General features: G+C 65.3%; 22 protein-coding genes. 7 read left to right on the top strand and 15 right to left on the bottom strand.

Annotation, left to right across the window (positions count from 1 at the left end):
* Position 1: 1 nt before the first annotated feature.
* A complete protein-coding gene (locus Q2M23_RS04615; protein WP_316394581.1) occupies positions 2–1,150 on the bottom strand; it encodes a GGDEF domain-containing protein in 1,149 nt (382 codons plus the stop codon).
* 417 nt (positions 1,151–1,567) lie between these two features.
* Here Q2M23_RS04615 and Q2M23_RS04610 point away from each other — a divergent pair, with 417 nt between their 5' ends.
* From Q2M23_RS04610 to Q2M23_RS04595, 4 genes are all read left to right on the top strand, one after another.
* The gene (locus tag Q2M23_RS04610) at positions 1,568–2,137 is read left to right on the top strand and encodes a sigma-70 family RNA polymerase sigma factor (protein WP_016843228.1); all 570 of its coding nucleotides are present in this window, start codon (positions 1,568–1,570) and stop codon (positions 2,135–2,137) included.
* A complete protein-coding gene (locus Q2M23_RS04605) occupies positions 2,134–2,853 on the top strand; it encodes a hypothetical protein (RefSeq protein WP_050387103.1) in 720 nt (239 codons plus the stop codon). Before Q2M23_RS04610 ends, Q2M23_RS04605 begins: the two co-directional genes overlap by 4 nt.
* A 37-nt stretch (positions 2,854–2,890) precedes the next feature.
* Positions 2,891–4,576 carry a S8 family serine peptidase gene (locus Q2M23_RS04600; RefSeq protein WP_410469687.1) on the top strand — a complete coding sequence of 562 codons (1,686 nt, stop codon included), beginning with the start codon at positions 2,891–2,893 and terminating at the stop codon, positions 4,574–4,576.
* Between the two features lie 553 nt (positions 4,577–5,129).
* Positions 5,130–5,624, top strand: a complete 495-nt coding sequence (locus Q2M23_RS04595) for a TIGR03809 family protein (protein WP_141339549.1) — start codon at positions 5,130–5,132, stop codon at positions 5,622–5,624.
* 77 nt (positions 5,625–5,701) lie between these two features.
* Here Q2M23_RS04595 and Q2M23_RS04590 read toward each other — a convergent pair whose 3' ends face one another.
* Positions 5,702–7,075, bottom strand: a complete 1,374-nt coding sequence (locus tag Q2M23_RS04590; RefSeq protein ID WP_316394573.1) for a TIGR03808 family TAT-translocated repetitive protein — start codon at positions 7,073–7,075, stop codon at positions 5,702–5,704.
* Between the two features lie 520 nt (positions 7,076–7,595).
* Here Q2M23_RS04590 and Q2M23_RS04585 point away from each other — a divergent pair.
* A complete protein-coding gene (locus Q2M23_RS04585) occupies positions 7,596–7,886 on the top strand; it encodes a hypothetical protein (protein ID WP_057015652.1) in 291 nt (96 codons plus the stop codon).
* Positions 7,887–7,918: 32 nt separating this feature from the next.
* On the opposite strand, the gene Q2M23_RS04580 is transcribed toward Q2M23_RS04585, so the two are convergent.
* The 11 genes from Q2M23_RS04580 to Q2M23_RS04530 form a co-directional block, all read right to left on the bottom strand.
* Positions 7,919–8,566 carry a pyroglutamyl-peptidase I gene (locus Q2M23_RS04580; protein WP_229192050.1) on the bottom strand — a complete coding sequence of 216 codons (648 nt, stop codon included), beginning with the start codon at positions 8,564–8,566 and terminating at the stop codon, positions 7,919–7,921.
* Complete coding sequence (gene meaB, locus Q2M23_RS04575) at positions 8,563–9,555, bottom strand: methylmalonyl Co-A mutase-associated GTPase MeaB (RefSeq protein ID WP_076833131.1); 993 nt, start codon at positions 9,553–9,555, stop codon at positions 8,563–8,565. The genes Q2M23_RS04580 and meaB overlap by 4 nt, the downstream gene beginning before the upstream one ends.
* Positions 9,556–9,874: 319 nt before the next feature.
* Complete coding sequence (locus tag Q2M23_RS04570; protein WP_410469686.1) at positions 9,875–10,675, bottom strand: RsiV family protein; 801 nt, start codon at positions 10,673–10,675, stop codon at positions 9,875–9,877.
* A gap of 37 nt (positions 10,676–10,712) precedes the next feature.
* Positions 10,713–12,869, bottom strand: a complete 2,157-nt coding sequence (gene scpA / locus Q2M23_RS04565; protein WP_316394568.1) for a methylmalonyl-CoA mutase — start codon at positions 12,867–12,869, stop codon at positions 10,713–10,715.
* A gap of 55 nt (positions 12,870–12,924) precedes the next feature.
* Positions 12,925–13,395 carry a GFA family protein gene (locus Q2M23_RS04560; protein ID WP_057015646.1) on the bottom strand — a complete coding sequence of 157 codons (471 nt, stop codon included), beginning with the start codon at positions 13,393–13,395 and terminating at the stop codon, positions 12,925–12,927.
* Entirely contained in the window at positions 13,392–15,266 is a 1,875-nt protein-coding gene (locus Q2M23_RS04555) for a methylmalonyl-CoA mutase family protein (RefSeq protein WP_316394567.1), read from the bottom strand. Before Q2M23_RS04555 ends, Q2M23_RS04560 begins: the two co-directional genes overlap by 4 nt.
* Before the next feature lie 105 nt (positions 15,267–15,371).
* A complete protein-coding gene (gene folK, locus Q2M23_RS04550) occupies positions 15,372–15,863 on the bottom strand; it encodes a 2-amino-4-hydroxy-6-hydroxymethyldihydropteridine diphosphokinase (RefSeq protein ID WP_028331647.1) in 492 nt (163 codons plus the stop codon).
* Between the two features lie 6 nt (positions 15,864–15,869).
* Positions 15,870–16,250, bottom strand: coding sequence for a dihydroneopterin aldolase (folB, locus tag Q2M23_RS04545; RefSeq protein ID WP_316394564.1), 381 nt, complete (start codon positions 16,248–16,250; stop codon positions 15,870–15,872).
* Positions 16,247–17,104: a dihydropteroate synthase gene (gene folP, locus Q2M23_RS04540; protein WP_410469685.1), complete on the bottom strand. Its 858-nt coding sequence runs from the start codon at positions 17,102–17,104 to the stop codon at positions 16,247–16,249. Before folP ends, folB begins: the two co-directional genes overlap by 4 nt.
* An 87-nt stretch (positions 17,105–17,191) precedes the next feature.
* Positions 17,192–17,599 carry a DUF4332 domain-containing protein gene (locus Q2M23_RS04535; protein WP_018270650.1) on the bottom strand — a complete coding sequence of 136 codons (408 nt, stop codon included), beginning with the start codon at positions 17,597–17,599 and terminating at the stop codon, positions 17,192–17,194.
* 57 nt (positions 17,600–17,656) lie between these two features.
* Positions 17,657–18,022, bottom strand: a complete 366-nt coding sequence (locus tag Q2M23_RS04530; protein WP_016841849.1) for a hypothetical protein — start codon at positions 18,020–18,022, stop codon at positions 17,657–17,659.
* A 352-nt stretch (positions 18,023–18,374) separates the two neighbouring features.
* Here Q2M23_RS04530 and Q2M23_RS04525 point away from each other — a divergent pair, with 352 nt between their 5' ends.
* Positions 18,375–19,997, top strand: coding sequence for a helicase HerA-like domain-containing protein (locus Q2M23_RS04525; RefSeq protein WP_316394553.1), 1,623 nt, complete (start codon positions 18,375–18,377; stop codon positions 19,995–19,997).
* A 95-nt stretch (positions 19,998–20,092) separates the two neighbouring features.
* On the top strand, positions 20,093–21,493 hold the full coding sequence (locus Q2M23_RS04520) for a M20/M25/M40 family metallo-hydrolase (protein WP_316394551.1): 1,401 nt from the start codon (positions 20,093–20,095) through the stop codon (positions 21,491–21,493).
* 103 nt (positions 21,494–21,596) lie between these two features.
* Here the strand turns inward: Q2M23_RS04520 and Q2M23_RS04515 are convergent, their stop codons facing one another.
* Both Q2M23_RS04515 and Q2M23_RS04510 read right to left on the bottom strand, forming a co-directional pair.
* The gene (locus Q2M23_RS04515) at positions 21,597–22,376 is read right to left on the bottom strand and encodes a class II aldolase/adducin family protein (protein WP_028331642.1); all 780 of its coding nucleotides are present in this window, start codon (positions 22,374–22,376) and stop codon (positions 21,597–21,599) included.
* A gap of 146 nt (positions 22,377–22,522) precedes the next feature.
* On the bottom strand, positions 22,523–24,172 hold the full coding sequence (locus tag Q2M23_RS04510; RefSeq protein WP_076833154.1) for a glycosyltransferase family 39 protein: 1,650 nt from the start codon (positions 24,170–24,172) through the stop codon (positions 22,523–22,525).
* Between the last annotated feature and the right edge of the window lie 167 nt (positions 24,173–24,339).

Genomic DNA, 24,339 nt, shown 5'->3' with positions numbered 1-24,339 from the left:
TTCAGCCGCTGGCGATGCGGTTGCGTCCCCTGGCCTTGGCTGCGTAAAGCGCGCCATCGGCGCGGGCGAGCAACGTATCGGAGTTTTCGCGCGGCTTGAGCGTCGTGACGCCCGCGGAGATCGTCACCCGCATGCCGGGCGAGAATGCGCTCCAGTCGAGATTGGCGATGATCGCGCGCAGCCGCTCGAGCGCGCGCATCGCCTGATCCTGCGACAGGTCGGGCAGCACCAGCAAAAATTCCTCGCCGCCGTAACGGCCGAAGCGATCGACGCTGCGGAGGTTGGCGAACATGCCGATGGCGAAGGTGCGCAGCGCCTCGTCGCCGATCGGATGGCCGTAGACGTCGTTGATGCGCTTGAAATGGTCGAGGTCGATCAGCGCGACCGCGCAGGAGCTGCCGTTGCGCGCGCAGCGCGCGATCTCCTCTTCGAGCGTGCGCATGATGCTGCGGCGATTGGAGGCGCCGGTCAGTTCATCGAGCTCCGCGAGCTCCTCGATGCGCCGGTAGGCTTCCTTCAGCTTCAGCCCGCTCTGGTACAGCGATTGCTGCATCGAACTGGAGAAGATGCCGAGGCACATGCAGCGCCCGATCGTCAGCGCGAACACCAGCATGGTGGCGAGGCGATCGATCCGGGTCGCGGTCGGCATCCCGATCGCCTTGTCGGTGCCGAGGAACAGCGCGGCGAGGCCCAGCACCATGACGGTCCAGACGATCGCAGTCTGCCGCGCCGAGGTGCGCAGCGCGCCGAAGCCGAACACCACGAACAGGTTGCAGAGAAACAGCACGCCGACTTCCGGCGCGATGTAGGTGAACACCAGCAGGTTCACCATGTTGATCGCCGATTGCGGCGCGACCAGATAGTGGTCGCGGAAGCGCTCGTGAAAGCCGCGCTCGGAGAGCACCACATAGACGGCGACCAAAGACAGACCGGTCAGCGCGTAGGCGGCCGCCACCCAAGCCGACGTGGTGCCGCCATGCGCGTAGATCAGCAGCACGACGGCGTCGAGCACGAAGCAGGCCGCGATCATCGACTGGATCTGGCGGCGCTGCTTGGCCCGGCGCGCCAGGCGCTCGGCCGTCAGCCTGGGACGGCCGCTTTCCGATGCGCCCGCGATCGGACTGGGAAGTGACGACGCAGCGCTGCCCATGGTCTCGCCATTGGTGAAGTCCGGCGAAAATCTACGTGGGAAAGCCTTTAGGTTTGGTATCTTTTGGAACCGAATCTACCCCGGTGTAGCCCGGTCATCGCCCTTGTTTCGTAAGGGGAATCCGTTCGCAGAGGCGAGACGGGAGCGATGTGCGGCAAGCCTGCGCTGTGGCGGACTTCGTGACGGTGCTGGCGTGCCGATAAAGCCTTGGTATGGTCGCGCCGGATGGTGCCTGTCCGCGAGAGTTTCCACTATTATGATACCGTTTATCGAGTCTCGGCTGATTTTTTCTCATTGGAAGCGCCGACTGTGGCATAGATCACACATGCAGTGCGGACATTGCCGTAATGTGAAGAATCTTGGCTCTCGCGTCGAACCACGCACCGCCCCCTTCAGACCAACTTTGCGAGACGGGCATTGAGCGCGACACAGGCGGCTTCAGACGACGTTCTGATCGCTCGGATCGCTCAAGGCGACCGGCTTGCCATGCAGGTGCTGTACGGGCGGCACCATGTCAGGGTGTACCGCTTCGGGCTTCGGCTCGTGCGGGACGAACAGGTGGCGGAAGATCTCATCAGCGAGGTCTTCCTGGACGTGTGGCGTCAGGCGGGCAAGTTTGAGGGACGATCCGCCGTTTCGACCTGGCTTCTGGCGATTACCCGGTTCAAGGCGTTGTCTTCGCTGCGGCGAAGGAAGGACGCCGAGCTGGACGATGAGGCCGCGAACGCGATCGAGGACACGTCCGACGATCCGGAAACGGTGGTGCAGAAGAAGGACACCGGTGACACGCTGCGTAGGTGCCTGACGGGACTATCGGCGGAACATCGGGAAATTGTCGATCTTGTCTACTATCACGAGAAATCCGTGGAAGACGTCGCTGAGATCGTGGGGATTCCGGAGAATACCGTGAAGACGCGCCTGTTCTATGCGCGCAAGAAACTTGCCGAGTTGCTGAAGGCAGCCGGTGTCGAGCGAGGTTGGCCATGATGGCTGCGAGAACAAAGGTGCAAGAGCCTGACGATATCGAGATGCTGCTGCCCTGGCACGCGGCCGGCACGCTGAACGCGCGTGACACGCGCCGCGTCGAGGACGCGCTTGCGAGCGATCCGGAGCTCGCTCGGCAATATGCCGTCATTCGCGAGGAATATGCCGAGACCATCGGCCTCAACGAGAGCCTCGGTGCGCCCTCGGCGCGCGCGATGCAGAAGCTGTTCGCCGCGATCGATGCCGAGCCGGAGCACAAGCCGTCGATGGGCGCGCGCATGTCGGCCTCTGTCTCGGAGTTCTTTTCGAAATTGTCGCCGCGGACGCTGGCGTGGTCGTCCGGCCTCGGTGCGGTCGTGGTGTTGTTGCAGGCGGGTGTGATCGGCGCGGTGCTGATGCGCAGCCAGCCGGCCTTGTTCCAGACGGCGTCGCTCGATGTCGCCGAGCGCAGTGCGCCGGTCGCGCCCAGTGCGCCGATCACGCGCGACCTTGGCGCCAGCGTGGCGGCGACGCCGACCCGGCTACTGGTGCGCTTCACACCCGATGCCAGGGTCGCCGACATCACGTCGCTGCTCGACAATTACCAGGCCTCGATCCTCGACGGGAAGGGCGGGATGTTCCGGCTGCAGTTCCGCGCAATGGACAAGAGCAGCGTCGCTGCGCTGATTGCGCGTTTGCAGAAGGAGAAGATCGTCAGCCTCGCGGTCGAAACGCCGTAATCGGCGGCTGACGGTTCTGCGCCGAGTTGAGGTCACCATGGCCGCCAACGGCCGGACCAGATCGACGAACCACGCGATCGCCGCAGCCACAGCATTGTTGCTGGTCTGTGTTGCCGGCTCCGCCTCCGCCCAGAATTTCATGCGATCGCCGACCGGTGGCGGCGCGCCACAGGTCTCGCCCGGGTTGCGGGCCAATCCCGGCATCGGAAAGCTTGGTGGCAATCCCGCCGGCGGGTTCGGCGGCCCAGTTGGCCGCATGCCGCCGCTATCGGTGGACCGTGGCCCGGCCACGTCGTGGACCGACGATGGGCCGCGACCGCGCGTGCCGCCCCCTGTGCGCCCCGCGCCCCGTCTCTCCGCTAATTGCGATGACGGCGATCGAGGCCAATGTTCCGACCGGCCGGTCGCCGGCAACGGCGGCAAGGGCGCAACGCGGAAGGGCAGGGCCGGCGGTGGCGGCAGTTTGCGTGCACAGGATGCGTCGAGCGTGCGAACCGTGCCAAATGAGCTCGTGGCCGAAATCGACGGTGCATTGACGGAGGCGGAAGCAGATGCACTCGCACGCCGTCATGGGTTGAGGCGGATCGCCTCGCAGAATGTCGCGCTGCTGGGTGCGACGATCGGCCTGTTCCGCATCCTGGGCAATCGTTCGGCCGAAACGGCGAGCCGCGAGCTCGCAAGCGATGCCGGCGTCCGCTCCGTACAGCCCAACTACCGTTACGCGCTGCAGGACCAGAAGGCGTCGGGCGGCAGCGATCCGGCGCAATATGCCCAGACACAGCTGCATCTGCCCGCGGCTCACAAGCTGGCGCGCGGGATGAATGTCACCATTGCCGTGATCGACTCCGGCGTCGACGCCGCCCATCCGGAATTGGCGAACACGGTCGCCGATACGTTCGATGCGCTCGGCAGCAAGGATGCTCCAAACGCCCACGGCACCGCCATTGCCGGCGCGATTGCGGCGCGTGTCAGGCTCACGGGGAGCGCGCCGGAAGTGCGGATCCTGGCGATCCGCGCCTTCGGTGCGGTCGCGGGCGGCGCCGGGAGCACTTCCTATGTGATCCTCAGGAGCCTCGACTACGCGGTGGCGCATGGCGCGCAGATCGTGAACATGAGCTTCGCCGGACCGCAGGACGCACTTGTCGGACGCGCCGTGGCAGCCGCCGCGGCACGGGACGTCGTGCTGGTCGCCGCGGCCGGCAATGCCGGTCCGACATCGCCGCCGCTGTATCCGGCCGCCCATCCCGATGTGATCGCGGTGAGTGGCACCGATGCCGGCGACCGGCTGATGGCGGCCTCGAACCGCGGCAGCCATATCGCGCTGGCGGCCCCGGGCGCCGACCTCCTCGCGCCGGTGCCCGATGGCAAATACCAGCTGATGTCGGGCACCTCGTTTTCGGCCGCGTTCGTCAGCGGCATCGCGGCCTTGGTGCTGGAACGCAATCCGGCATTGAAGCCCGCCGAGGTGCGACGGGTCCTGGCCAGCACGGCGCGCGATCTCGGGACACCTGGACGTGACGATCTGTTCGGTGCGGGGGAAGCGGATGCGCTTGCCGCGGTGATGGCGGCCACCAGTGCTCCCGTTGCCTCTGCCGCGGACAAACCGTCGCAGCCTGCACAGCAGGCCGACGGCAATAACACTTCCGTGAGCCGCACGTCGAATGAACCCGCGCCGTCGATCGCATCGGAGGATTCCGCTGCAAATCGCCGTGCTGCGCAGTGATTTTCGACGCCGAACGCCGGCAACGGTGCGATGGAACCGCGGCGCGAGAAGGTTAAAAAAATCGCCGGCGATTTGAACGTCCGCCTTCCTCTCACGACTTATGTGTGTGGGAGCGGTTTATCCCTCCCCGGCTATATCAGGCGCGAGCGCCCATCCACCCCAAGCGCCCATATGGCTTTGACCCGTCCGGTTGTCCCCCCGGACGGGTCTTTCATTTTGGGGGTCCCTTGTGTGACGGACTCGACGGTGCGCGGCGCGATGGCGCCGACCGATCGCAACGGGATGGGCAAACGCGCGACGGCTGCGACGGTTTGCTGTGGATCATTCCGCCCCAGGAGCGGTGCGCATCGCCACCACGGCAAGTCGATGACTTGAGGCAGTTCGAGCGAGAAACTCCGTAGTAGAGCGGACTTCTTCGATCGCCCGTTCGCGACTAAGAATTTAGTTAGACTTTATTTACCTTTTCCACAGAATATCGGCGTCGCGTCCAGTTGATTCGGTTCGGTTCGTTCGGTTGCGTCTGCGTCCGTTTCTTTTCCTGCGGGCAATTTGAATGACACATCGGACCGACGTGGCCAGAGGCCAGGAGATCGTTGCACGCTGGTGCAACCTCGCCGAGCAAAGGCTGGAGCACCTTACCGAACTGTTCGATACCGGGCGCTGGCGGCGCTATCACAGCGAGCAGGCCTTTCTCGAGAACATCAGGGAAGCCCGCGCCGCGGTCGACATCTGGCGCGAATTGCTGACCCGCGAAGCCTCGCTCGACAATTCGCCGATCGATCTGTCCTGGCTCGGCCGCGGCAGGTCGAAACTGCCGCCGCCCCACATCTCGCCGCCGCTCGAGCGCCGGCCGGAGGCCTCGGTCTTGGCCGAGGCGGCGATGAAAGCGGTCGCGGCCGCGCTGGAAACGGCGGCCGAGGTGCTGGAGCAGCCGCCCACGGTCGCCGACGCGCCGCCGCTGGAAATGCCCGCTCCGGCTGCGCCGCCGCCGGTGCTCGATCTCGACACCATCCAGCGGCGCTATCCGCTGCTGCGCAACGCGCTGTAGGCGACCGCTCTCGCTTATTTTTTGAGCATGATCTCCGTGCTTGTCGCGAGGAAAAACCGCTTCGCCCTTTTCCGGATCTAGCGCCGCACCGCGTTCGCGCCGACCACGAGCTGCGCATATTGCTGGGCGCCGCCTGCCGACAGATCCGGCGTGATCGGGCGGGCATGGTCGAGCCCGACCACCGCGCCGCGGGGGGTTTCCGAGATCATGTTGTTGTTGATCAGCGCGGTGCCGGCGCCCGGCACCACCGAGACGCCGATGCCGACGAAGGCGTTGCGGACTACGTTGCCTGATATCGCGACGTCGCGCAGGTACTTGCCCCAGCCGGCGACGATGCCGAAGGTCGGCGCGTTCTCGATCACATTGCCGGTCACGGTGCTGTCGGCCTCGACATAGATGCCGATGCCGGCGCCGTCGTTCGGGTCGGTGCCTGCAGGGCGCTTCGGCAGCAGGTTGCGGATGATGTTGCCCTGGACCACCGCGATGCGGCCGCCCTCGTTGAAATTGCACACGGAGACGCCGATCGCGGCGCCGTCGACGGTGTTGTTGGCGATGACCGCGGCCTCGAACGAGAACTCCGAATAGAGCGCGACCTCGCGGACATTGCTGACGCTGTTGTCGGTGATGTGGATGTTGGAGGCCGAATTGCCGCGCACCGCCGAGAAATCGCAGTTCTTGATGCGGTTGCCGCGCACGATCACGTTGCCGGCGCGGAAGGCGTTGATGGCGTTGCCGTACTGCCCGGAGCCGCCGGGGCCGGCCTTGATGTCCTCGATGCGGTTGTCTGCGACGATCGAGCCGTCGTCGCCGATCGCGGTGCGCAGGATCTCGATGCCGTTGTCGTTGGTGCCCTTGATGGTGTTGCGCGACACCATCAGGCCGAGCGCGTCGAACGACACCAGCGCCGTGGTCGCGATCTCGGTGAAGATGTTGTTGCTGACGTCACCCGACATCTGCTCGAACCAGATGCCGTTGCCGCCGCTGCCGGTGAACCGGCAATCGGTGATGCGGATGTCGCGGCCGGACAGGCAGTGCACGAGGCCGCGCCGGTTCGGCAGCGGGACGTTGCCGCCGTCGAAGCTGAGGCCCATCAGGACGACGCCGCCGGCGCCTTCGCCCTCCAGTAGCGAGGCGCCGCCGTTGAACACCAGCCGGCTGGCGCCGCGCACGCCGATTAGCTGGCTGCCGGGCGCAAGCCGCAACAGGCCGGTGCGGTAGACGCCGGGCGGGAACGCCAGCGGCACCTGCGCCCGCGCGGCGTCGTCGATCGCGCGCTGCAGATTGCGGGTCTGGTCGTCCGGGCTGCCGGGGTGCACGCCATATTGCGTGACGTCGCGGCCGAGCGAGCCGGTCGATGGCGCGGCGGCACGCGCGGCGTCCGGCGACATCGCAAGCGCGCCGGCTGCGCCGGCGGCGGTTACTCCGATCAGATGGCGGCGGTTGACGTCCATGGGCAAGGCCCTCGCAACATTCGCGAGCGGTGACGTTCGCGGGTCGAGTGGTAGCGCGAAAGGCGGCGCGGCATGGTGAACACGCCGACGCAGCGGGGCGATTGTTGGCGGTAGGGTTAATCGCGGGTGCAACCGATTCACGTGTCAAACAGGCGTTCCTCGGTGTCGTCACCCGCGCATGCGGGTAATCCAGAATTCCAGAGCCGCCGGTGCTTGAATCGAGAGGCCGCGGCGTACTGGATGCCCCGCCTTCGCGGGCCTGACACCGGGGAGAATGCGGGCCCACGACTCCTTCCCAGGCCGCCCCGGCGAAGACCGGGACCCATACGCCGCGGCTTGTGTTGTGAACGCGACTCATTATCGCAGCGACGATGATCTTTCGTGGTTATGGGTCCCGGCCGACGACACTGAATTCAACCCGTTGCAGACCTCGTCATTCGATCCAATTTTAGTCTTTGCCGGGGTCTACGGTTGACGCGTCTGGAGTATTGCTCGCCCGCTGGCTTGAGAGGAGAGACCGGTGTTTGACGTAGGAGACCTGGTTGTCTGCATCGACAATGGCCCGAAGAAAGGAGCCATTGGGCCGGTAGTGCCCATCCATCATCTGCTGCACAAGGGGCGCATCTACCGTGTCAATTTCATCGGGACGACCTGGACGGGGAGTCTGACCGTCGGGCTAGCGGGCGTCGCGCTACCTCCTCCGATGATTGGGTTCGAGCCTTACAGATTCCGCAAGATCGATCCTGCGGAGCCTGAGTTCATTGAAATGATGCGCAGCTTGCGTACGCGTGAGTTGGAGGATGCCAACTAGGGACGTGTACTTACACCGCCCGATCCGCGCGCTCACGCGCGCGAGGCCTGCCGGGTCAGTTTCACCAGCTCCATCAGCATGGCCTCGCCGGCATCGACGAGCGCTTCCAGCGTGATCGATGATTTGCCGGGTGCAGCCGTGCCGTCATGGGCGAGCGGCGGGACGTGGACGAATTGCGCGAGGCGCAAGTCATTGTCGCCGTTGACGGCCTCGATCGCGCGCCAGCTCAGATAGTTGCAGAGATAGCTGCCGGCGTCGCGCGAGGCTCGCGCGTCGATCCCGGTCGCCAGCGCGGCGCGCAGTAATTTTTCAGTATGAGGCCCGAACATGCGCGCATCGGCGCCGCCCTCAATCGATCCCTTGCGTGCATGCTGGCGGCCGGCGTCGGGGAAGCGCGTGGTCACCGCGTTGCGGGCACGGCTTTCGATCCGCAGATAGTCGGTGCGGCCGGCGAGGCCGAACATCAAGAGCGCCTGCGGGCGGTGTTCTGCGATCAGCTCCGGCAATTCGCGATCGACGGCCGCGTAGGTGACGTCGAAGATGTGGCTCGACAGCGCGACGTCGTCGAAGGCCGGGCGGCGCAGGGCGGTCAGCCGCTTCACCAACGGCATGGTCGGGTTGAACGGCGCACCCGGAAACGGCCCGAAGCCGGTGACGAGGATGCGCAGCCTGCCGCTCAATGCAGCATCTCCGCGATCTGTTCGGCGGCGACCGCGGGCGAGATGCGGCCGCCGGCGACCTCGGCCTCCATCTTCTTCACTTTGGCGCGGATCGCGGCATCCGAGCGCAGCCGCGCCATCATCCGGCTCTCCAGCATCGACCACATCCACTTCACCTGCTGTTCCCGGCGGCGGCCGGCGAACTCGCCCGAGGCGTTCATCGCGGTACGGTGGTCGAGGATCTTCTGCCAGAGCCGGTCGAGCCCGGCGCCGGTCAGCGCGGAATAGGTCTCCACCGGCGGATGCCAGTGCTCGGAGCGCGGCGCCAGGATGTGCAGCGCGCTGCGATAGTCGGCGGCGGCGAGGTTGGCGCGCTTGAGGTTGTCGCCGTCGGCCTTGTTGATCGCGATCATGTCGGCGAGCTCGACAAGGCCCTTTTTTATGCCCTGCAGCTCGTCGCCGGCACCGGGCAGCATCAAGGCCAAGAAGAAATCGGTCATATCGCAGACCGCGGTCTCGGACTGGCCGATGCCGACGGTCTCGACCAGCACGACGTCGAAGCCGGCCGCCTCGCACAGCAGCATCGCCTCGCGGGTCTTCGCCGCGACACCGCCGAGCGTACCCGAGGAGGGCGAGGGACGGATAAAGGCCTGGTCGGAGACGGCGAGCCGCGCCATCCGGGTCTTATCGCCGAGGATCGAGCCGCCGGTGCGCGCCGAGGAGGGATCGACCGCCAGCACCGCGACCTTGTGGCCGCGCTCGATCAGGAACATGCCGAGCGCATCGATGGTGGTCGATTTGCCGACGCCGGGCGAGCCGGTGATGCCGACCCGCACCGCCTTGCCGGTGTCGGGCAATAGCGCCTGCACCAGCTCGCGCGCCGCCGCCTGGTGGTCGCTGCGCCGGCTCTCGACCAGCGTGATCGCCCGCGCCAGCGCGGCACGGTGGCCGGCACGGAGGTCCTTGGCGAGGGCGCGGATGTCGGGAGCGGCAGGCTTCGGTGAGGTCATGGTGTTGGTTTACAACGGCTGGCCATGGCAGGCGAGGGGAACGCGGATCGGCACGTCGCAGGGGCGCACTGCCAAAATGTCGAAAACAACCCCATGCAAAGGAGCCGGCGGCTGGCAGCCGGCGTGCGACAAGGCACGTGCGACAAGGCTACTTGACACGTCGGGCAACTCAGCGGCATTCTTCCATTATCCAGAAATCGTGCAGACACCCGTAGCCCGGGTGAGCCAACGGGTCGCGCGAACGCGCGCCCGATGACAGGCTCCGCGATGTCAGGGGAAACCGGCCCCGCATATCGCTTCAGCTCATGCGGGCTACGAACTATTGCTGCTCGTCCGCATCGCCCTTCGGCCGTGCGCCGGCGAAGATCTTTGCGCCTTCCGGTGTCAGATAGGGTTTCAGCGTCTCCCACGGCACGAAGATCACGTATTGGCCCTCGGCGTAGGGGCCGACGGCATAGGGCGGGTAGTGGAAGGTGAGGCCGGAGCTCTTGCCCGCTTCGGTCGACGGCGCCAGCGTCACGGCGCCGATCTTGAGCAGGGTCGGCTTCATCTCCTTGTACCACTCGGCGGTTGCGGTCTCGCCGGCATCGCGCCGCTTCTCCTCGGCGTTGAGCGCGGCGATGACCGCCTTGCGCATCGCCGTCAGGGTTGGGCCGTTGTCTGCGGTCTCGGTGAAGAACGGGCGGATGCTGATGCGCTTCTTCGCGGTGGTGTCCCACAGGATGGTGTTGACGTCGGAGTTCGGATGCGCGCCGTGGGTGTCCATGTAGTCATCGCGCAGCACGCTCACATAGCGGCCGTCGACGACGGAGCGCTCCGAGTATTTGCGTTCGAACGAGTAGCCACCACGATCCTTGAAGAGGTCAGGCTCCTGCTTGCGGTCGGCCGCAGCCTCGGCGGCATTCTTGTCGATCCACGTCTTGCCTTCGGCGAGGCAATCGGCCGCCAGCGCGCTATCTGCCTTGATCCTGTCGTCGAGATAGACGCTCGCCTCGATGCTCGCATTCTTGATCGACGCGTCGGGCTTCGGATCGGCGGCGATGGCGGGCAGGCAGAGGCAGGCCAGCAGGCCGGTAAAAGCCATGATGCGGGCAGGCGTCATCAAGCGATCGGCGCGCATGAAAAACTCCAGGTGGCAGGGGGCAAGCGCGGCAGCGTTACTCCGCTGCAGCGCTATGGCCGAGCCGGGCGTTGAGCTTGTGGATCAGCTCCTCGGCGGCATCCGAGATCACCGTGCCGGGCGGGAAGATCGCCTCGGCGCCGGCGGCATACAGCGCGTCGTAATCCTGCGGCGGCACCACGCCGCCGATGATGATCATGATGTCGTCGCGGCCGTGTTTCTTCAGCGCGGCCTTCAGTTCGGGCACCGCGGTGAGATGTGCCGCGGCGAGCGAGGAGACGCCGAGAATGTGGACGTCGTTCTCGACCGCCTGACGGGCGGCTTCATCGGCGGTTGCGAACAGCGGTCCGATATCGACGTCGAAGCCGACATCGGCGAACGCCGATGCGATCACCTTCTGGCCGCGGTCATGGCCGTCCTGGCCGATTTTCGCCACCAGGATGCGCGGACGGCGGCCTTCGGCCTCCTCGAACGCATCGATCAGGGCCTGCACTTTTTCGACCTTGTTGGACATCGCCGCTGCCTCTCGCTTGTAGACGCCGGTGATGGACTTGATCTCGGCGCGGTGGCGGCCGAACACCTTTTCCATGGCGTCCGAAATTTCGCCGACGGTGGCTTTGGCGCGAGCGGCGTCGATCGCCAGCGCCAGCAAATTGCCGTTGCCTTCGCCCGCCGAGCGGGTAAGCGCGGCGAGCGCCGCATCGACGTCCTTCTGGTTGCGCTCCTTCTTGAGCCGCGCCAGCTTGTCGATCTGCAGCCGACGCACGGTGGAGTTCTCCACCTTCAAGACGTCGATCGGCTTCTCGTTCTCGGGCTTGAACTTGTTGACGCCGATCACCGCCTGGCGGCCGGCATCGATCCGCGCCTGGGTCTTGGCGGAGGCTTCCTCGATCCTGAGCTTCGGCACGCCGGCCTCGATCGCCTTGGCCATGCCGCCGAGCGCCTCGACCTCCTGGATGTGCCCCCAGGCCTTCTGCGCGAGATCGCGGGTCAGCCGCTCGACATAGCAGGAGCCGCCCCAGGGATCGATGATGCGGTTGGTGCCGCTCTCCTGCTGCAGGAACAGCTGGGTGTTGCGGGCGATGCGCGCCGAGAAGTCGGTCGGCAGCGCCAGGGCCTCGTCGAGCGCGTTGGTGTGCAGCGACTGGGTGTGGCCTTGGGTTGCCGCCATCGCCTCGATCGTGGTGCGCATCACGTTGTTGAAGACGTCCTGCGCGGTCAGCGACCAGCCCGAGGTCTGGCAATGGGTGCGCAGCGACAGCGAGCGCGGATCCTTCGGATTGAACTGCTTGAGCAGCTTGGCCCACAACAGCCGCGCGGCGCGCATCTTGGCGACTTCCATGAAGAAGTTCATGCCGATCGCCCAGAAGAAAGAGAGGCGGGGGGCAAAACGATCGACGTCGAGGCCCGCGGCAAGCCCGGCGCGCAGATATTCGACGCCGTCGGCCAAGGTATAGGCGAGCTCGAGGTCCTGCGTCGCGCCGGCTTCCTGCATGTGGTAGCCGGAAATGGAAATGGAATTGTATTTCGGCATCCGCTGCGAGGTGTAGGCGAAGATGTCGGAGATGATCCGCATCGAGGGGCTAGGTGGATAGATGTAGGTGTTGCGCACCATGAACTCTTTCAGAATGTCGTTCTGAATGGTGCCCGACAGTTTCTCCGGCGGCACGCCCTGTTCCTCGGCAGCCGCGACGAACAGCGCGAGGATCGGCAGCACCGCGCCGTTCATGGTCATCGACACGCTCATCTGGTCGAGCGGGATGCCGGCGAACAGCGTGCGCATGTCGTAGATGGAATCGATCGCAACGCCGGCCATGCCGACGTCGCCGGAGACGCGCGGATGATCCGAGTCATAGCCGCGATGGGTGGCGAGGTCGAAGGCGACCGACAGGCCCTTCTGTCCGGCCGCGAGGTTACGGCGATAGAACGCGTTGGAGTCCTCTGCCGTGGAGAAGCCGGCATATTGCCGGATGGTCCAGGGCTGGTTGACATACATGGTCGGGTAGGGGCCGCGCAGATAGGGCGCGATGCCCGGCCAGGTCTCGAGGAAGTCGATGCCTTCGAGATCGGCCTCGCCGTAGACGGATTTCACCGGGATGCCCTCGGGCGTCAGCCACGGCTCGGCGCTCGCAGCCGGGGCCGTACTGGCCACGGGCTGGAAGGCGACATCGGCGAAATTGGGAATGCGGGTCATCCCTGGGCTTCCTCAAACTGGCGATTGCGTTCGATCAATCGCTGTAGCTTCTAACTCAATCGTGGTCCGGATGCTGATGGCTGACGATGGTCGCCATCTTGTCCGGTCCGTAATTCTGCATCGTGGTCTGGCTCGGCAGGTTGGCGATGCCGACCACCCAGCCGTGGCGGGACTCGGTTCCGAATTGTTGCGTCGGTATCACCCGGTCGGGCCGGTCGAAGGCGCCGGTCATGATCTCGATGCGGGGCCCGTCGATGCGGCGGAAGCTCAGGGGCGTTCCGCAGGCGGCGCAGAAGTCGCGCTCGGCGATCGAGGAGGATCTGAACGCGGCGGGCTTGCCGCGGGTCCATCTGAAGTCGTTGCGATCGATGTCGGCGAAAGAGGCAAATGGCGCCCCGGACGCTTTCTGGCACATCCGGCAGTGGCAGATGCTGATCCGGGTCGGTGCCGCCGAGACGGCAAACCGGACGGCGCCGCACTGGCAGCCGCCGGTCAGAACGGGTGTCGATGGTGCCTCTGCGCTCATGTCTGCTCCATCCGCCGATAGGCGTCGCGCAATGTCGCCAGCGCATCACCGCCGGCGAAGACGAACTCGCCGATGCCGGCCGCCCGCAGCGCCGCTTCCTGGTCGCCGGGCCGCCCTGCCAGATAGATATGCCTTGCACCGGCGCCTTGAAGGGCCCTGGCGGCCTCACTGGCGCTGGCGGCATAGACCTTATCCGAGGAACAAATGCACGCCAGCGTGGCGCCCGAGGCCTTGTAGGCCGCGGCCAGCGCCGCCGCGTCGGCAAAACCCTCGCTGTCGATAGCCTCGATCCCGCCGGTTTCGAAGAAGCTCTTGGCGAAGGTCGCGCGGGCCGTGAAGTCCGCGGCGGTGCCGAGATTGGCCAGGAATATCTTCGGCCGTGCGCCATGCGCCTTCAGCGCGGCATCCGACTTGTCGCGCAGCGCCTCGAACGGTTCGGCAAGCCGCATCGGCGCGAGGGCGTCGAACTTCACCTTGGCGCCGGCGAGGGACGCCGGCGCTGATGGTTTCACATCCAGCACCGCGGGGGCGGCCTCGCGCAGATCCGGAAATTCGCTGGCGCCGGTCAGCACGTCGCGGCGCTTCGCCACATTGGTCTCGCGCAGCAATCGCGTCGCGGTGACCTTGTTTTGCAGCAGTCCCTGCTCGAGTGCGGCGAAGATGCCGCCGGCCTTCTCGATCTCCTGGAACAGCGTCCACGCCGCCTCGCAGAGCTGCGAGGTCAGCGTCTCGATGCCGCCGGCGCCGGCCGCGGGATCGGAGACCTTGGCGAGGTTGGACTCATCGAGCAGCACGAGTTGCGTGTTGCGCGCCACGCGCCGGGCGAAGTCATCAGGCAGGCCGAGCGCCAGCGTGTGCGGCAGCACCGTGATCGCATTGGCGCCGCCGAGCCCGGCCGCAAAGGTCGCGATCGTCGCGCGCAGCATGTTCACATTGGGATCGCGCTGGGTCAGCATCCGCCAGGCGGTTTGCGCGTTGACGAAGATCGGCTTCGGCGCAAGTCCGCAGGCTTGCTCGACACGTGCCCACAGCAGCCGCAGCGCGCGAAATTTCGCCATCGTCAGGAACTGGTCGGCGTCGGCGCTGAGGCGGAACGAGATCGCCGCGCGCGCCGCGTCGAGCTCGATGCCGGCGCCCTCCAGCATGCGCAGATAGGCGAGGCCAAGCGCAAGCGTGAACGCGAGTTCCTGCACCTCGGAGCCGCCGGCATCATGGACCGGCCGGCCGTCGGCCAGCACGAACGGCCCCTTGAAGCCGCGCTTGATGAGGCCATTGACGACCTGGCCGAACGACTTTTCGTAGTCGGGCCAGGCGATGGCCGCAGCACCGCGCACGGCCATGGTGCTGAGCGCCTGGTAATTGAAATGCAGATCGAGCTTGGCCGGGTCGAGCTTGCGGGCCTCGACCATGTCGGCAAAGGTCTCGCCGGCGTTCTCGCGGCCGATCACCGGATTGAGCGCGATCATGATGCCGGCATCGAGATGGACGCCGCCGCAGGCGCGCGCCAGCGTCTTCTTGCTGGCGTCGGCAAGACCGAAGCCGCGCGCACCGGGACCCCCGGCGAACTCGAATTCGAGGCCGGTCGCCCCGTTCTCGAGATCCTGCAGCGCTTGCGCATTGGCCTGTGCGGCATCGGGATGATCGACCCGCTGCAGGATCTGCCAGGGTGCAGCGGCGGCGCGGCCGGCAAGCGGGCTTGAATTGGCGGCGCGGCGGTAGATCGGATCGATCTTCAGGCCGTCATAGGTCTTGCCGACCAGCTTCTCGAACGGGGCGCCCTTCAGCACGCCGTCGACCAGCTTGCGCCAGTCGTCATAGGTCGCAGGTCGAAAATCCGAAGCCAGAGCCAAATCGTCAGTCGAGGTCGTCATCCGCCCAAATCGTCCTTCACCGGCCCCGCGCGGGGCCCCTTGATTTGGCCGGAAATTGCCACGGGCGGGCGGCCAAGCCAAACGGTTGTTTGCGGTGGTTTCGCTTTAATCGAGGTCCGCTAGACGGAAAATACCGTCTGTAGAGACCTTCGCCAGCGCATCGGCGACGCGGCGCCCGGCGATGACGCGGTCAGGAACGATCTCGGCGAGCGGCACCAAGACGAAGGCGCGTTCGAACAAACGCGGGTGCGGCAGCGTCAGTTCCGGCTTGTTCAGTGTGACGTCGTCATAGGCGATCAGGTCGAGGTCGAGGGTGCGCGGCCCCCAGCGCTGCTCATTGGCACGGTCGCGGCCGAATTTGGCTTCGATCTTGTGCAGCGTGAACAGCAGCGCATGCGGATCGAGACTGGTCTCGATCTCGATGCAGGCGTTGATGAAGCTGTCCTGCTGCTGCTCGCCCCAGGGCGGCGTCGAATAATCCGACGAGCGTGCGATAAGCGCGGCCTGGGTCATGCCGCAGATATTGGCGATCGCCTTGCGAAACGTGGTGCGGACGTCGCCGACATTGCCGCCGAGGGCGATCAGGACGTCAGCCATCTGCGTTCAACCCTGGGGCGGTTGATGGCGCGAGCGGGTCAGCACGACGCCGACATCGTCGAAGATCGCGGCGATCGGCGCGTGCGGCTTGTGCACCGTGACCTTGACCGCCCGGATGCGCGGGAAGCTCGCCAGGATGTCCTCGGCCACCGCGCCGGCGGCGCGCTCCAGCAGCTTGTAGTTGGTGTTCTTGAATGCCGATGTCGCGGTCGCCACCACGTTGGAATAGGAGACCGTATCTGAAAGGCGGTCGGTGCGCGAGGATTCCGAGAGGTCGGTATAGAGCTTGAGATCGATGACGAAGCGCTGCCCGACCTCCGTTTCATGTTCCATCACGCCATGACGGGCATGGATGACGATCCCGGTGATGAAGATCGTATCGGTCATTGCTGTCCCTCGATTGCTGCGGCCACGCGCAGCGCCTGAACGGTTTCGGCGACGTCATGCGCGCGGATGATACGGGCGCCATTCTGCGCGGCGATCAGATGCGCCGCGATCGAGCCGCCGATCCGCTGTTGCGGCTCCGACGGCGCGACCGTGCTGATGAAGCGCTTGCGCGAGGCGCCGACCAGCAGCGGCAGGTGGAACGCGTCGAGCTCGGCAAGCCGCGCCAGCGCGATCATGCTCTGCTCAGGGGTCTTGCCGAAGCCGATGCCGGGATCGAGCACGATCCGATCGGGCGAAATGCCGGCGCTTGCGGCGATCGCGAGCGAGCGCTCGAAGAAGGCGGCGATGTCCTGCATGATGTCGATCGCCGGATCGGCCTGCTCGCGATTGTGCATGATGATCACGGGCACGCCGCGTGCGGCGACCAGCGGCGCCATGCCGGCATCGCGCTGCAGGCCCCAGACGTCATTGGCGATGACAGCGCCGTGGTCGAGCGCCCAGGCCACGACCTCCGATTTCATGCTGTCGATCGAGACCGGCACGCCAAGCGCGATCACGTCGGCCAACACCGGTTTAAGCCGCGCCATCTCGGCCTCGGCGGTGACCGGCTGCGAGCCGTAGGGACGGGTGGATTCCGCGCCGATGTCGATGATATCGGCGCCCTCGGCGACCAGCTTGCGGGCCTGTGCCAACGCCTCTTCGGGTACGGCGAACTGGCCGCCGTCGGAGAACGAGTCCGGCGTCACGTTCAGGATGCCCATCACGGCCGGATAGGGCCGCGACAACAGCGCCGGCAGCCGCGCCGATACGGCCGGGCCGGTCACCGTCGATGCCATGGGCTTGCTCGCCATCATGCGGTGGCTTTGCGCTGACCGCAGCGGCAAGTCAAGGTGTGGCGATGGCGGGTGACGCGGCCGGCGGCCGAATGCCGTTAAGACAGGCTAATAGGTGATCTTGGGAGGCAGCTTGCGTGCCTCTTCGATCAGCAGCTCGACCGACTTCTCCGACGGCATCACGCGGACGAGCTTACGCCGCACATTGGCGTCCTTCATGCTCTGCGCGAGCCGCGACGGGTTGCGGTGCGCGAGCTCGCGCACGGTGGTGACGCCGGCGGCGCGGACCAGACCGACCTTCGCCTTGCCCATGCCGGGAATCCGCATGTAGTCGGAGATGTTGGCCCATTCGAGCAATTGTTGTTCGCTGATCCCGGTCTTGGCGGCGAGCGCCTTGCGTCCCTTGACGGTGCGGGCGGCTTCAAGCAGTGCGTCGGTCGTGCGGATACCCTGCGATTTCAGTTTGGTGGCGCAATAGGCGGACAGGCCTTCGATCTCGGAGAGGGGGTATGTCATGATACTCGTATGCAGGTAGAAGGGAGCGCACGTGCAATGGCGTTTTGGGAGAATGCTTCAGGCAAACTGGCTGAGGCCCGGCGTCCCCGAGATGATCTCGCCCATTTGATCCGCTCCGATTTTGTCGCGGCCGAACCTGAAAAGTTCACGCGCGACGTTCTGAATCTCACTCATGCTCAATCCGAGCGCCATCAGCCGGGTGCCGACAGCCATCAGACCGCCACCCATCAACCGCGATAGGCCACCGCTGTTGTTGGAGGCGGCGATTGCCGCTTCGGCGCCGGGGATTTGGTCGATCAGAGCCTGAACTTTGTCGGAAGGTCCCTCGTTACGGAGGAAACCCAGAACGATGCCGATGGTTTTTTCAGCGACAGCACCGTCGATGCCGGCCTTCGCGGCCAGCTGCCCAACCAATTCGTCCATATTGCCCCGCCTCAACCGGTTTTTGCCGGATCATTCTTGAAGATTTATCTTGAGCGCCTGTGTCACGAAATACAAGCGATCCGCGCATTTCAGTTCGTTTTCTTTTTCGATCGCGTCGGGAGTGTTGCACCTCTGCAAGATTGAGCGGCGGATTCACACCATCTTGTCGCAATGCGCAATGCCTTTCGTCACTTGGCCCGGAATCTTGGCCGGGAATAAAGTATGAGGAACTGGTGCAGCGACAATATACATCAGTGCGCGCCGATGGTTTCAATCGACCTGCAAGATGCAATATGATGTCATCGGTTCGAATGGATCGAGCCGATTTAAAATCGCGTTAAGAGGCGAAGCGATGGCGACGTCCGACACCAAGTTGGCCGATACCGATGAGAAGATCTTTATCGGCAAGGGCGAGGAAACAGCCTGGCTGACGCTTGCACTGGCCAACCGCCACGGCCTTGTGACCGGTGCGACCGGAACCGGCAAGACCGTCACGCTACAGGTCATGGCTGAAGGATTTGCGCGCGCCGGCGTTCCGGTTTTCGCAGCCGACATCAAGGGCGATCTTTCCGGTATCTCCGAAGTCGGCGAGGCCAAGGACTTTATCCTGAAGCGCGCCAAGGAGATGGACCTGACCTTCCAGCCGGATCAGTTCTCGACCGTATTCTGGGACGTGTTCGGCGAGCAGGGCCATCCGGTGCGTGCCACCGTCACCGAGATGGGACCGTTGTTGCTCTCGCGGATGCTCGATCTGAACGACGTGCAGGAGGGCGTACTCAATGTTGCCTTCCGTGTCGCCGACGAGAACGGTCTCACGCTGATCGACATGAAGGACCTGCGGGCGCTGCTGGATGCGATCGCCCCGGACGGCAGCAAGAAGGCTGCCGACGACGAGGAGGATCCGCTGGCGCCGATCCGTAAGGCCGCGCAAGGCTACGGCAATGTGTCCAAGGCGACCGTCGGAACGATCCAGCGTCAGCTCCTGGTGCTCGAGAACCAGGGCGGTGCCAAGTTCTTTGGCGAGCCGGCGCTGGCGCTCAAGGATTTCATGCGGACCGACCGCGACGGCCGCGGCATCGTCAATATCCTGGTCGCCGACAAGCTGATGCAGAGCCCGCGGCTTTACGCCACCTTCCTGCTCTGGATGCTTTCGGAATTGTTCGAGGAATTGCCGGAGGCCGGCGACCTGCCGAAGCCGAAGCTGGTGTTCTTCTTCGACGAGGCGCATCTCTTGTTCACCGACGCACCGAAGGCGCTGATGGACAAGATCGAGCAGGTGGTGCGGCTGATCCGCTCCAAGGGCGTCGGCGTCTATTTCGTCACGCAGAATCCGATCGACGTGCCGGACAAGGTACTGGCGCAGCTCGGCAACCGCGTGCAGCACGCGCTGCGCGCCTTCACGCCGCGCGATCAGAAGGCGGTTGCCGCGGCCGCACAGACCTTCCGGCCCAATCCGAAGCTCGACACCGCGCGGGTGATCATGGAGCTCGGCAAGGGCGAGGCGCTGGTGTCGTTCCTCGAGGGCGGCGGCACGCCGTCGATGGTCGAGCGCGTCATGGTGCGCCCGCCGTCGGCGCGGATCGGGCCGATCACGCCGGAGGAGCGCAAGGCGATCATGGATGCGAGCCCGGTCAAGGGCAAATACGACACCGCGGTCGATGCCGAATCCGCCTACGAGATCATCCAGAAGCGGCTCGCCGGGACGGCGGCGCCGGCGGACGGCCGCGCTGGCGGCGAGGGTGGCGGCATCCTCGGCCAGCTCGGTTCGATCGCGTCCACGATCTTCGGCACCAACGTCAAGCGCGGCCGCATGTCGACCGGACAGGTGATCGCGCGCAGCGTCACGCGCTCGGTGACCGACAAGGTGATCGGTGGCGTGGCCGCCGATCTCGGCAAATCGCTCGGCGGTTCGGTTGGCGGCTCGATCGGCCGGGCGCTGGTGCGCGGCGCGCTCGGTGGATTGCTGCGCCGATAGCATCGCGCCGGTCGGCTGAAGCGGGAGACCGGCTTTGCCTCCCGCGGCGGGCGCGCTACAACTTGGCGCAACGTCCAACAAAAAGGATATCCGCGATGTCCAACGCCAAGCTGCAGCCCGTCCTCGACCGCATCGACGCCGATTTCGACAACAGTCTCGAGCGGCTGTTCACGCTGCTGCGGATCAAATCGATCTCGGCCGATCCGGCCTTCGCTGATGACTGCAAGGCGGCTGCCGATCATCTCGCCAAGGATATCGCAACCCTCGGCTTCAAGACCGAAGTGCGGCCAACCGCCGGCCATCCGGCCGTGGTCGGCAAGCTGAACGGCTCGAGCGACGGACGCCCGCATGTGCTGTTCTACGGCCACTACGACGTGCAGCCGGTCGATCCGTTGAATCTCTGGCACCGTCCGCCGTTCGAGCCTGTCGTGACCGACCATGCCGACGGGCGCAAGATTATCGTCGCGCGCGGCGCCGAGGACGACAAGGGACAGTTGATGACCTTCGTCGAGGCGTGCCGTGCCTGGAAGACGGTGACGGGATCGCTGCCGGTCGACATCACGATCGTCATCGAGGGTGAAGAGGAGATCGGTTCGAAGAATTTCGTGCCGTTCCTCGAGGCGAACAAGGACGACCTCAAGGCCGACTTCGCGCTGGTCTGCGACACCGGCATGTGGGACCCGAATACGCCGGCGATCACCACCTCATTGCGCGGCCTGGTCTATGACGAGGTCAAGATCAAGGCCGCCAATCGCGACCTGCATTCCGGCGTGTTCGGCGGCGGCGCGCAGAACCCGATCCGCGTGCTGACGCGGATCCTCGGCGGCCTGCATGACGAGAACGGCCACATCACCATCCCCGGTTTCTATGACGGCGTGAAGGATTTGCCGCCGGATATTCTGGCCCAGTGGAAGCAGCTCAATCTGACGCCGGAGAGCTTCCTCAAGCCGATCGGCCTCTCGGTGCCCGCCGGCGAAAAGGACCGGCTCCTGATCGAGCAGGTCTCCTCGCGCCCGACCTGCGACATCAACGGCATCGTCGGCGGCTATACCGGCGAGGGCTCCAAGACGGTGATCGCGGCCGAGGCGTCAGCGAAGGTCTCGTTCCGCCTGGTCGAGGGACAGGATCCCGAGAATATCCGAAAGGCGTTCCGCGACTATGTGAAGGCGCGCCTGCCGGCCGACTGCAAGGCCGAGTTCACCGACCATTCCAGCGCGCCGGCGATCGCGCTCGACTGGAACATGAAGCCGCTGGCAGCCGCGCGCCGTGCGCTGACCGACGAATGGGGCAAGGAGGCGCTGCTGATCGGCTCCGGCGCCTCGATCCCGATCGTCGCCGATTTCAAGCACACGCTCGGCCTCGACAGCGTGCTGATCGGCTTCGGGCTCGACGACGACAACATCCATTCGCTGAACGAGAAGTACGACCTCAAGAGCTACCACAAGGGCATCCGCTCCTGGGCGCGGATCCTGGCGGCGTTCGGCGACGCCAAATAGCGCAACGGCAATTCACGTAAAAACGCCGCCCGGAATTGGGCGGCGTTTTGATTCGGTAGTGCAGAGGATGTTGGCCGATAGCCTACCCGAAGATTGAGAAATTTCAATCACGGTAGCCGGGATTGACCCGGTCGAGCTTGCGCAGCAGCGGCGGCCAGACCAGCTGGGTCGAGCGCAGCTCGGCGCGGTCCGGGTTGGAGAGCAGCTCGGTGTTCTTGTCGATCGCATGCTGGTCGACCGGATAGGCGATCGGTCCGAGCGCGCGGGTCGCCACCTGCATCGAGCAGGCGCGCTCCAGATGGTACATCCGCTCGAACGCGGATGCGACCGAGCGGCCGACCGTCAGGGTGCCGTGATTGCGCAGCAGCATGTGGTTCTTGCTGCCGAGATCGCGCTGCAGGCGCGGGCGCTCGTCATGATCGAGCGCGATGCCTTCATAGTCGTGATAGGCGAGGTCGTGGGTGACGAGCTGCGCGGTCTGGTTCAGCGGCAGCAGCCCGTCGGGGCCGCTCGACACCGCGGTGCCGTCGACGGTGTGCAGATGGAGCACGCAGCCGGCGTCCTCGCGCACCTCGTGGATCGCCGAATGGATGGTGAAGCCGGCCGGGTTGATGCTGTAGTCGCTCTTCGAAAGCTGGTTGCCGTCGAGGTCGACCTTGACGAGGCTCGACGCGGTGATCTCGTCGAACATCAGCCCGTAGGGGTTGATCAGGAAGTGATGCTCGGGCCCCGGTACGCGGGCGGAGATGTGGGTATCGACCAGATCGTCCCAGCCATAGAGCGCGACCAGCCGGTAGCAGGCAGCAAGATTGATCCGCTGCTCCCATTCCGCCGCACTCATATCCGACGGCACTTCCTTCAGGCGCGCTTCCGCTGGCGACATGGCCGATTGCTCCATTGATGGCGTTATTGCTTGATCCAAGCGTAGCGCCGCCGCCGGACCGCAGCAAGGCAGGGTAACGGCGTGACAGTCATGTCGGCATGCGGCCCACGATCCGAACGGCAATCGTCAGTGGGCAGCGTGATGCGCTACGGCGCCGGGATCGCCAGCAGGCTCGAGATGCTGCGGCCGCGGATGTCGTAGACGCGGGCGAACACGACGTCGTCGCGCTTGATCTCGACCATGACAGGCGCGGCCAGGCCCTTGCAGTAGAATTCGCCGAGCGTCATCGCGAAGTCGGCGGCATTGCTGTCCCATCCGATCGTGAAATCAGGGCCGAGCGCCACCTGCGCGGGGCGCTGCGGTCCGCACACCGCGACCTTCCACTTGCGGTTCTGCGGCGGCACTTCCTGCCGCTCCGCCAGCTGTTCGCGCAGTCCGTCGGATGCCTGCTTCAGCGCCAGGCCCCAATAGTCCAGCATGAAGAAGTTGTCCGCGGTCCGCACCGTGCCGGCGATGTGGTTGAAGTGCGTGTACTGATACGGATGCAGGCGGATCATTTCGCTGAGTGGCAGCAAGAGGCCGAACGCGAACATGGCGAGCGCCGCGGGCTGCCAGGCCCGGCGGTTCTCGCCGAGCCAGTCCATGCCGCGCGCGAATGCGACGCCGGCCAGCACCGTCATCGGCGGAATCACGAAGATGAAGTGGCGGATGCCGTTATAGAGCGCCGGCCGCTTCACCATCGCGATCACCAGCGGCAGCGTCGCCGCCAGCGTCAGCATCAGCATGATCGACTTGCGCTTTGCGGTGACGTCGTAGCGCGACAGCGACATCAGGGTGATGACGACGGCGGCTGCCAGCAGCACCAGCAGCACTTCGGGAAGCTGCAGCGCGAACAAGGTGGGCAGATAGGACCACGGCATGTCCGGCACCGACACCAGCGCGCCGTCGAACATCTCCTTCCACGGTTTCTCGAAGAAGTGCGAGAAATAGGTTACCGCTTCGAGCGGATGTCCGGGCTCCATGATCGACCACGGCCAGATCAGGCCCATCACGAGATAGCCCAGCAGAAGTCCCGGCAGCAGCACATAGACGACATGGGCAAAGCGGTGGGTCGCCTCGCGCGGGCCCTGCTTGCGGAATTCCTCGATCAGGAGCGGGACGAAGCCGACCACGGCGTAGATCAATGCGAGCCCGCCAAGCACGCGGCAGCCGATCGACAGGCCTGCCCCCAGGCCGACGATCAGGATGGTGCGCGGCGAGGGCGCCGGATATTCCTCGATCAGGCGGACCAGGCCCATGATCAGGACCACCATCGCCACGGCGAACGGGGCATCCTTCGGATTCATGAACATGTGGCCGTAGAAGGTCGGGCACAGCGCCAGCAGCAGCAGCGCCGCCAGTCCCGCCAGCGGGCCGCCGACACGGCGTGCCAGGCGCCAGGTTACGGCAAGGCCGATAACGCCGACGATCGCGCCGAGCAGGCGGCGCGTCTCGAACAGTTCGAGCGGAATGAGCTTGTGCAGCAAGGCCGCGGCCATGTCGAAGCCGCCGCCGTACATATACAGATTGGCGAACGACAGCGCGCCGGTGTCCTTGAACCCGGACTCGTACATGCGCAGCAGGAGGTCGGCATATTCAGCGTGGGTGTAATCGTCCCAGCCCAGACCGTAATCGCGGAACGTCAAGCCGGCGACCACGGCGACCACGCCGAGGACGAGGACAGCGAGATCGTCGCAGGTCTTCTCCACCGAGCGCCGCGCAGGCGCCTCGAGGGCAGACGTCGTAATCGATGACATAGCTAGTGATACCGGCGTGCCTGTGGCCCAGATTGGCGCTTTAGGGCCTCATTCCCCGGCATCCATAGCGCAGTTCCGTTTCCGAGTAATTGGTAATTGTGGCGTAATTTCCCAGATGCGTTGCAATAAATTGGCAGCAATTCGTAGCCAGTAGATCTACGGGAGCT

It is taken from the genome of Bradyrhizobium sp. 33ap4, from assembly GCF_032654765.1.
In the GTDB taxonomy this organism is placed as follows: Bacteria; Pseudomonadota; Alphaproteobacteria; order Rhizobiales; family Xanthobacteraceae; genus Bradyrhizobium; species Bradyrhizobium australafricanum.
Note: the sequence above shows the minus strand (reverse complement) of the source record. Positions and strands in the feature narration are given on the sequence as shown.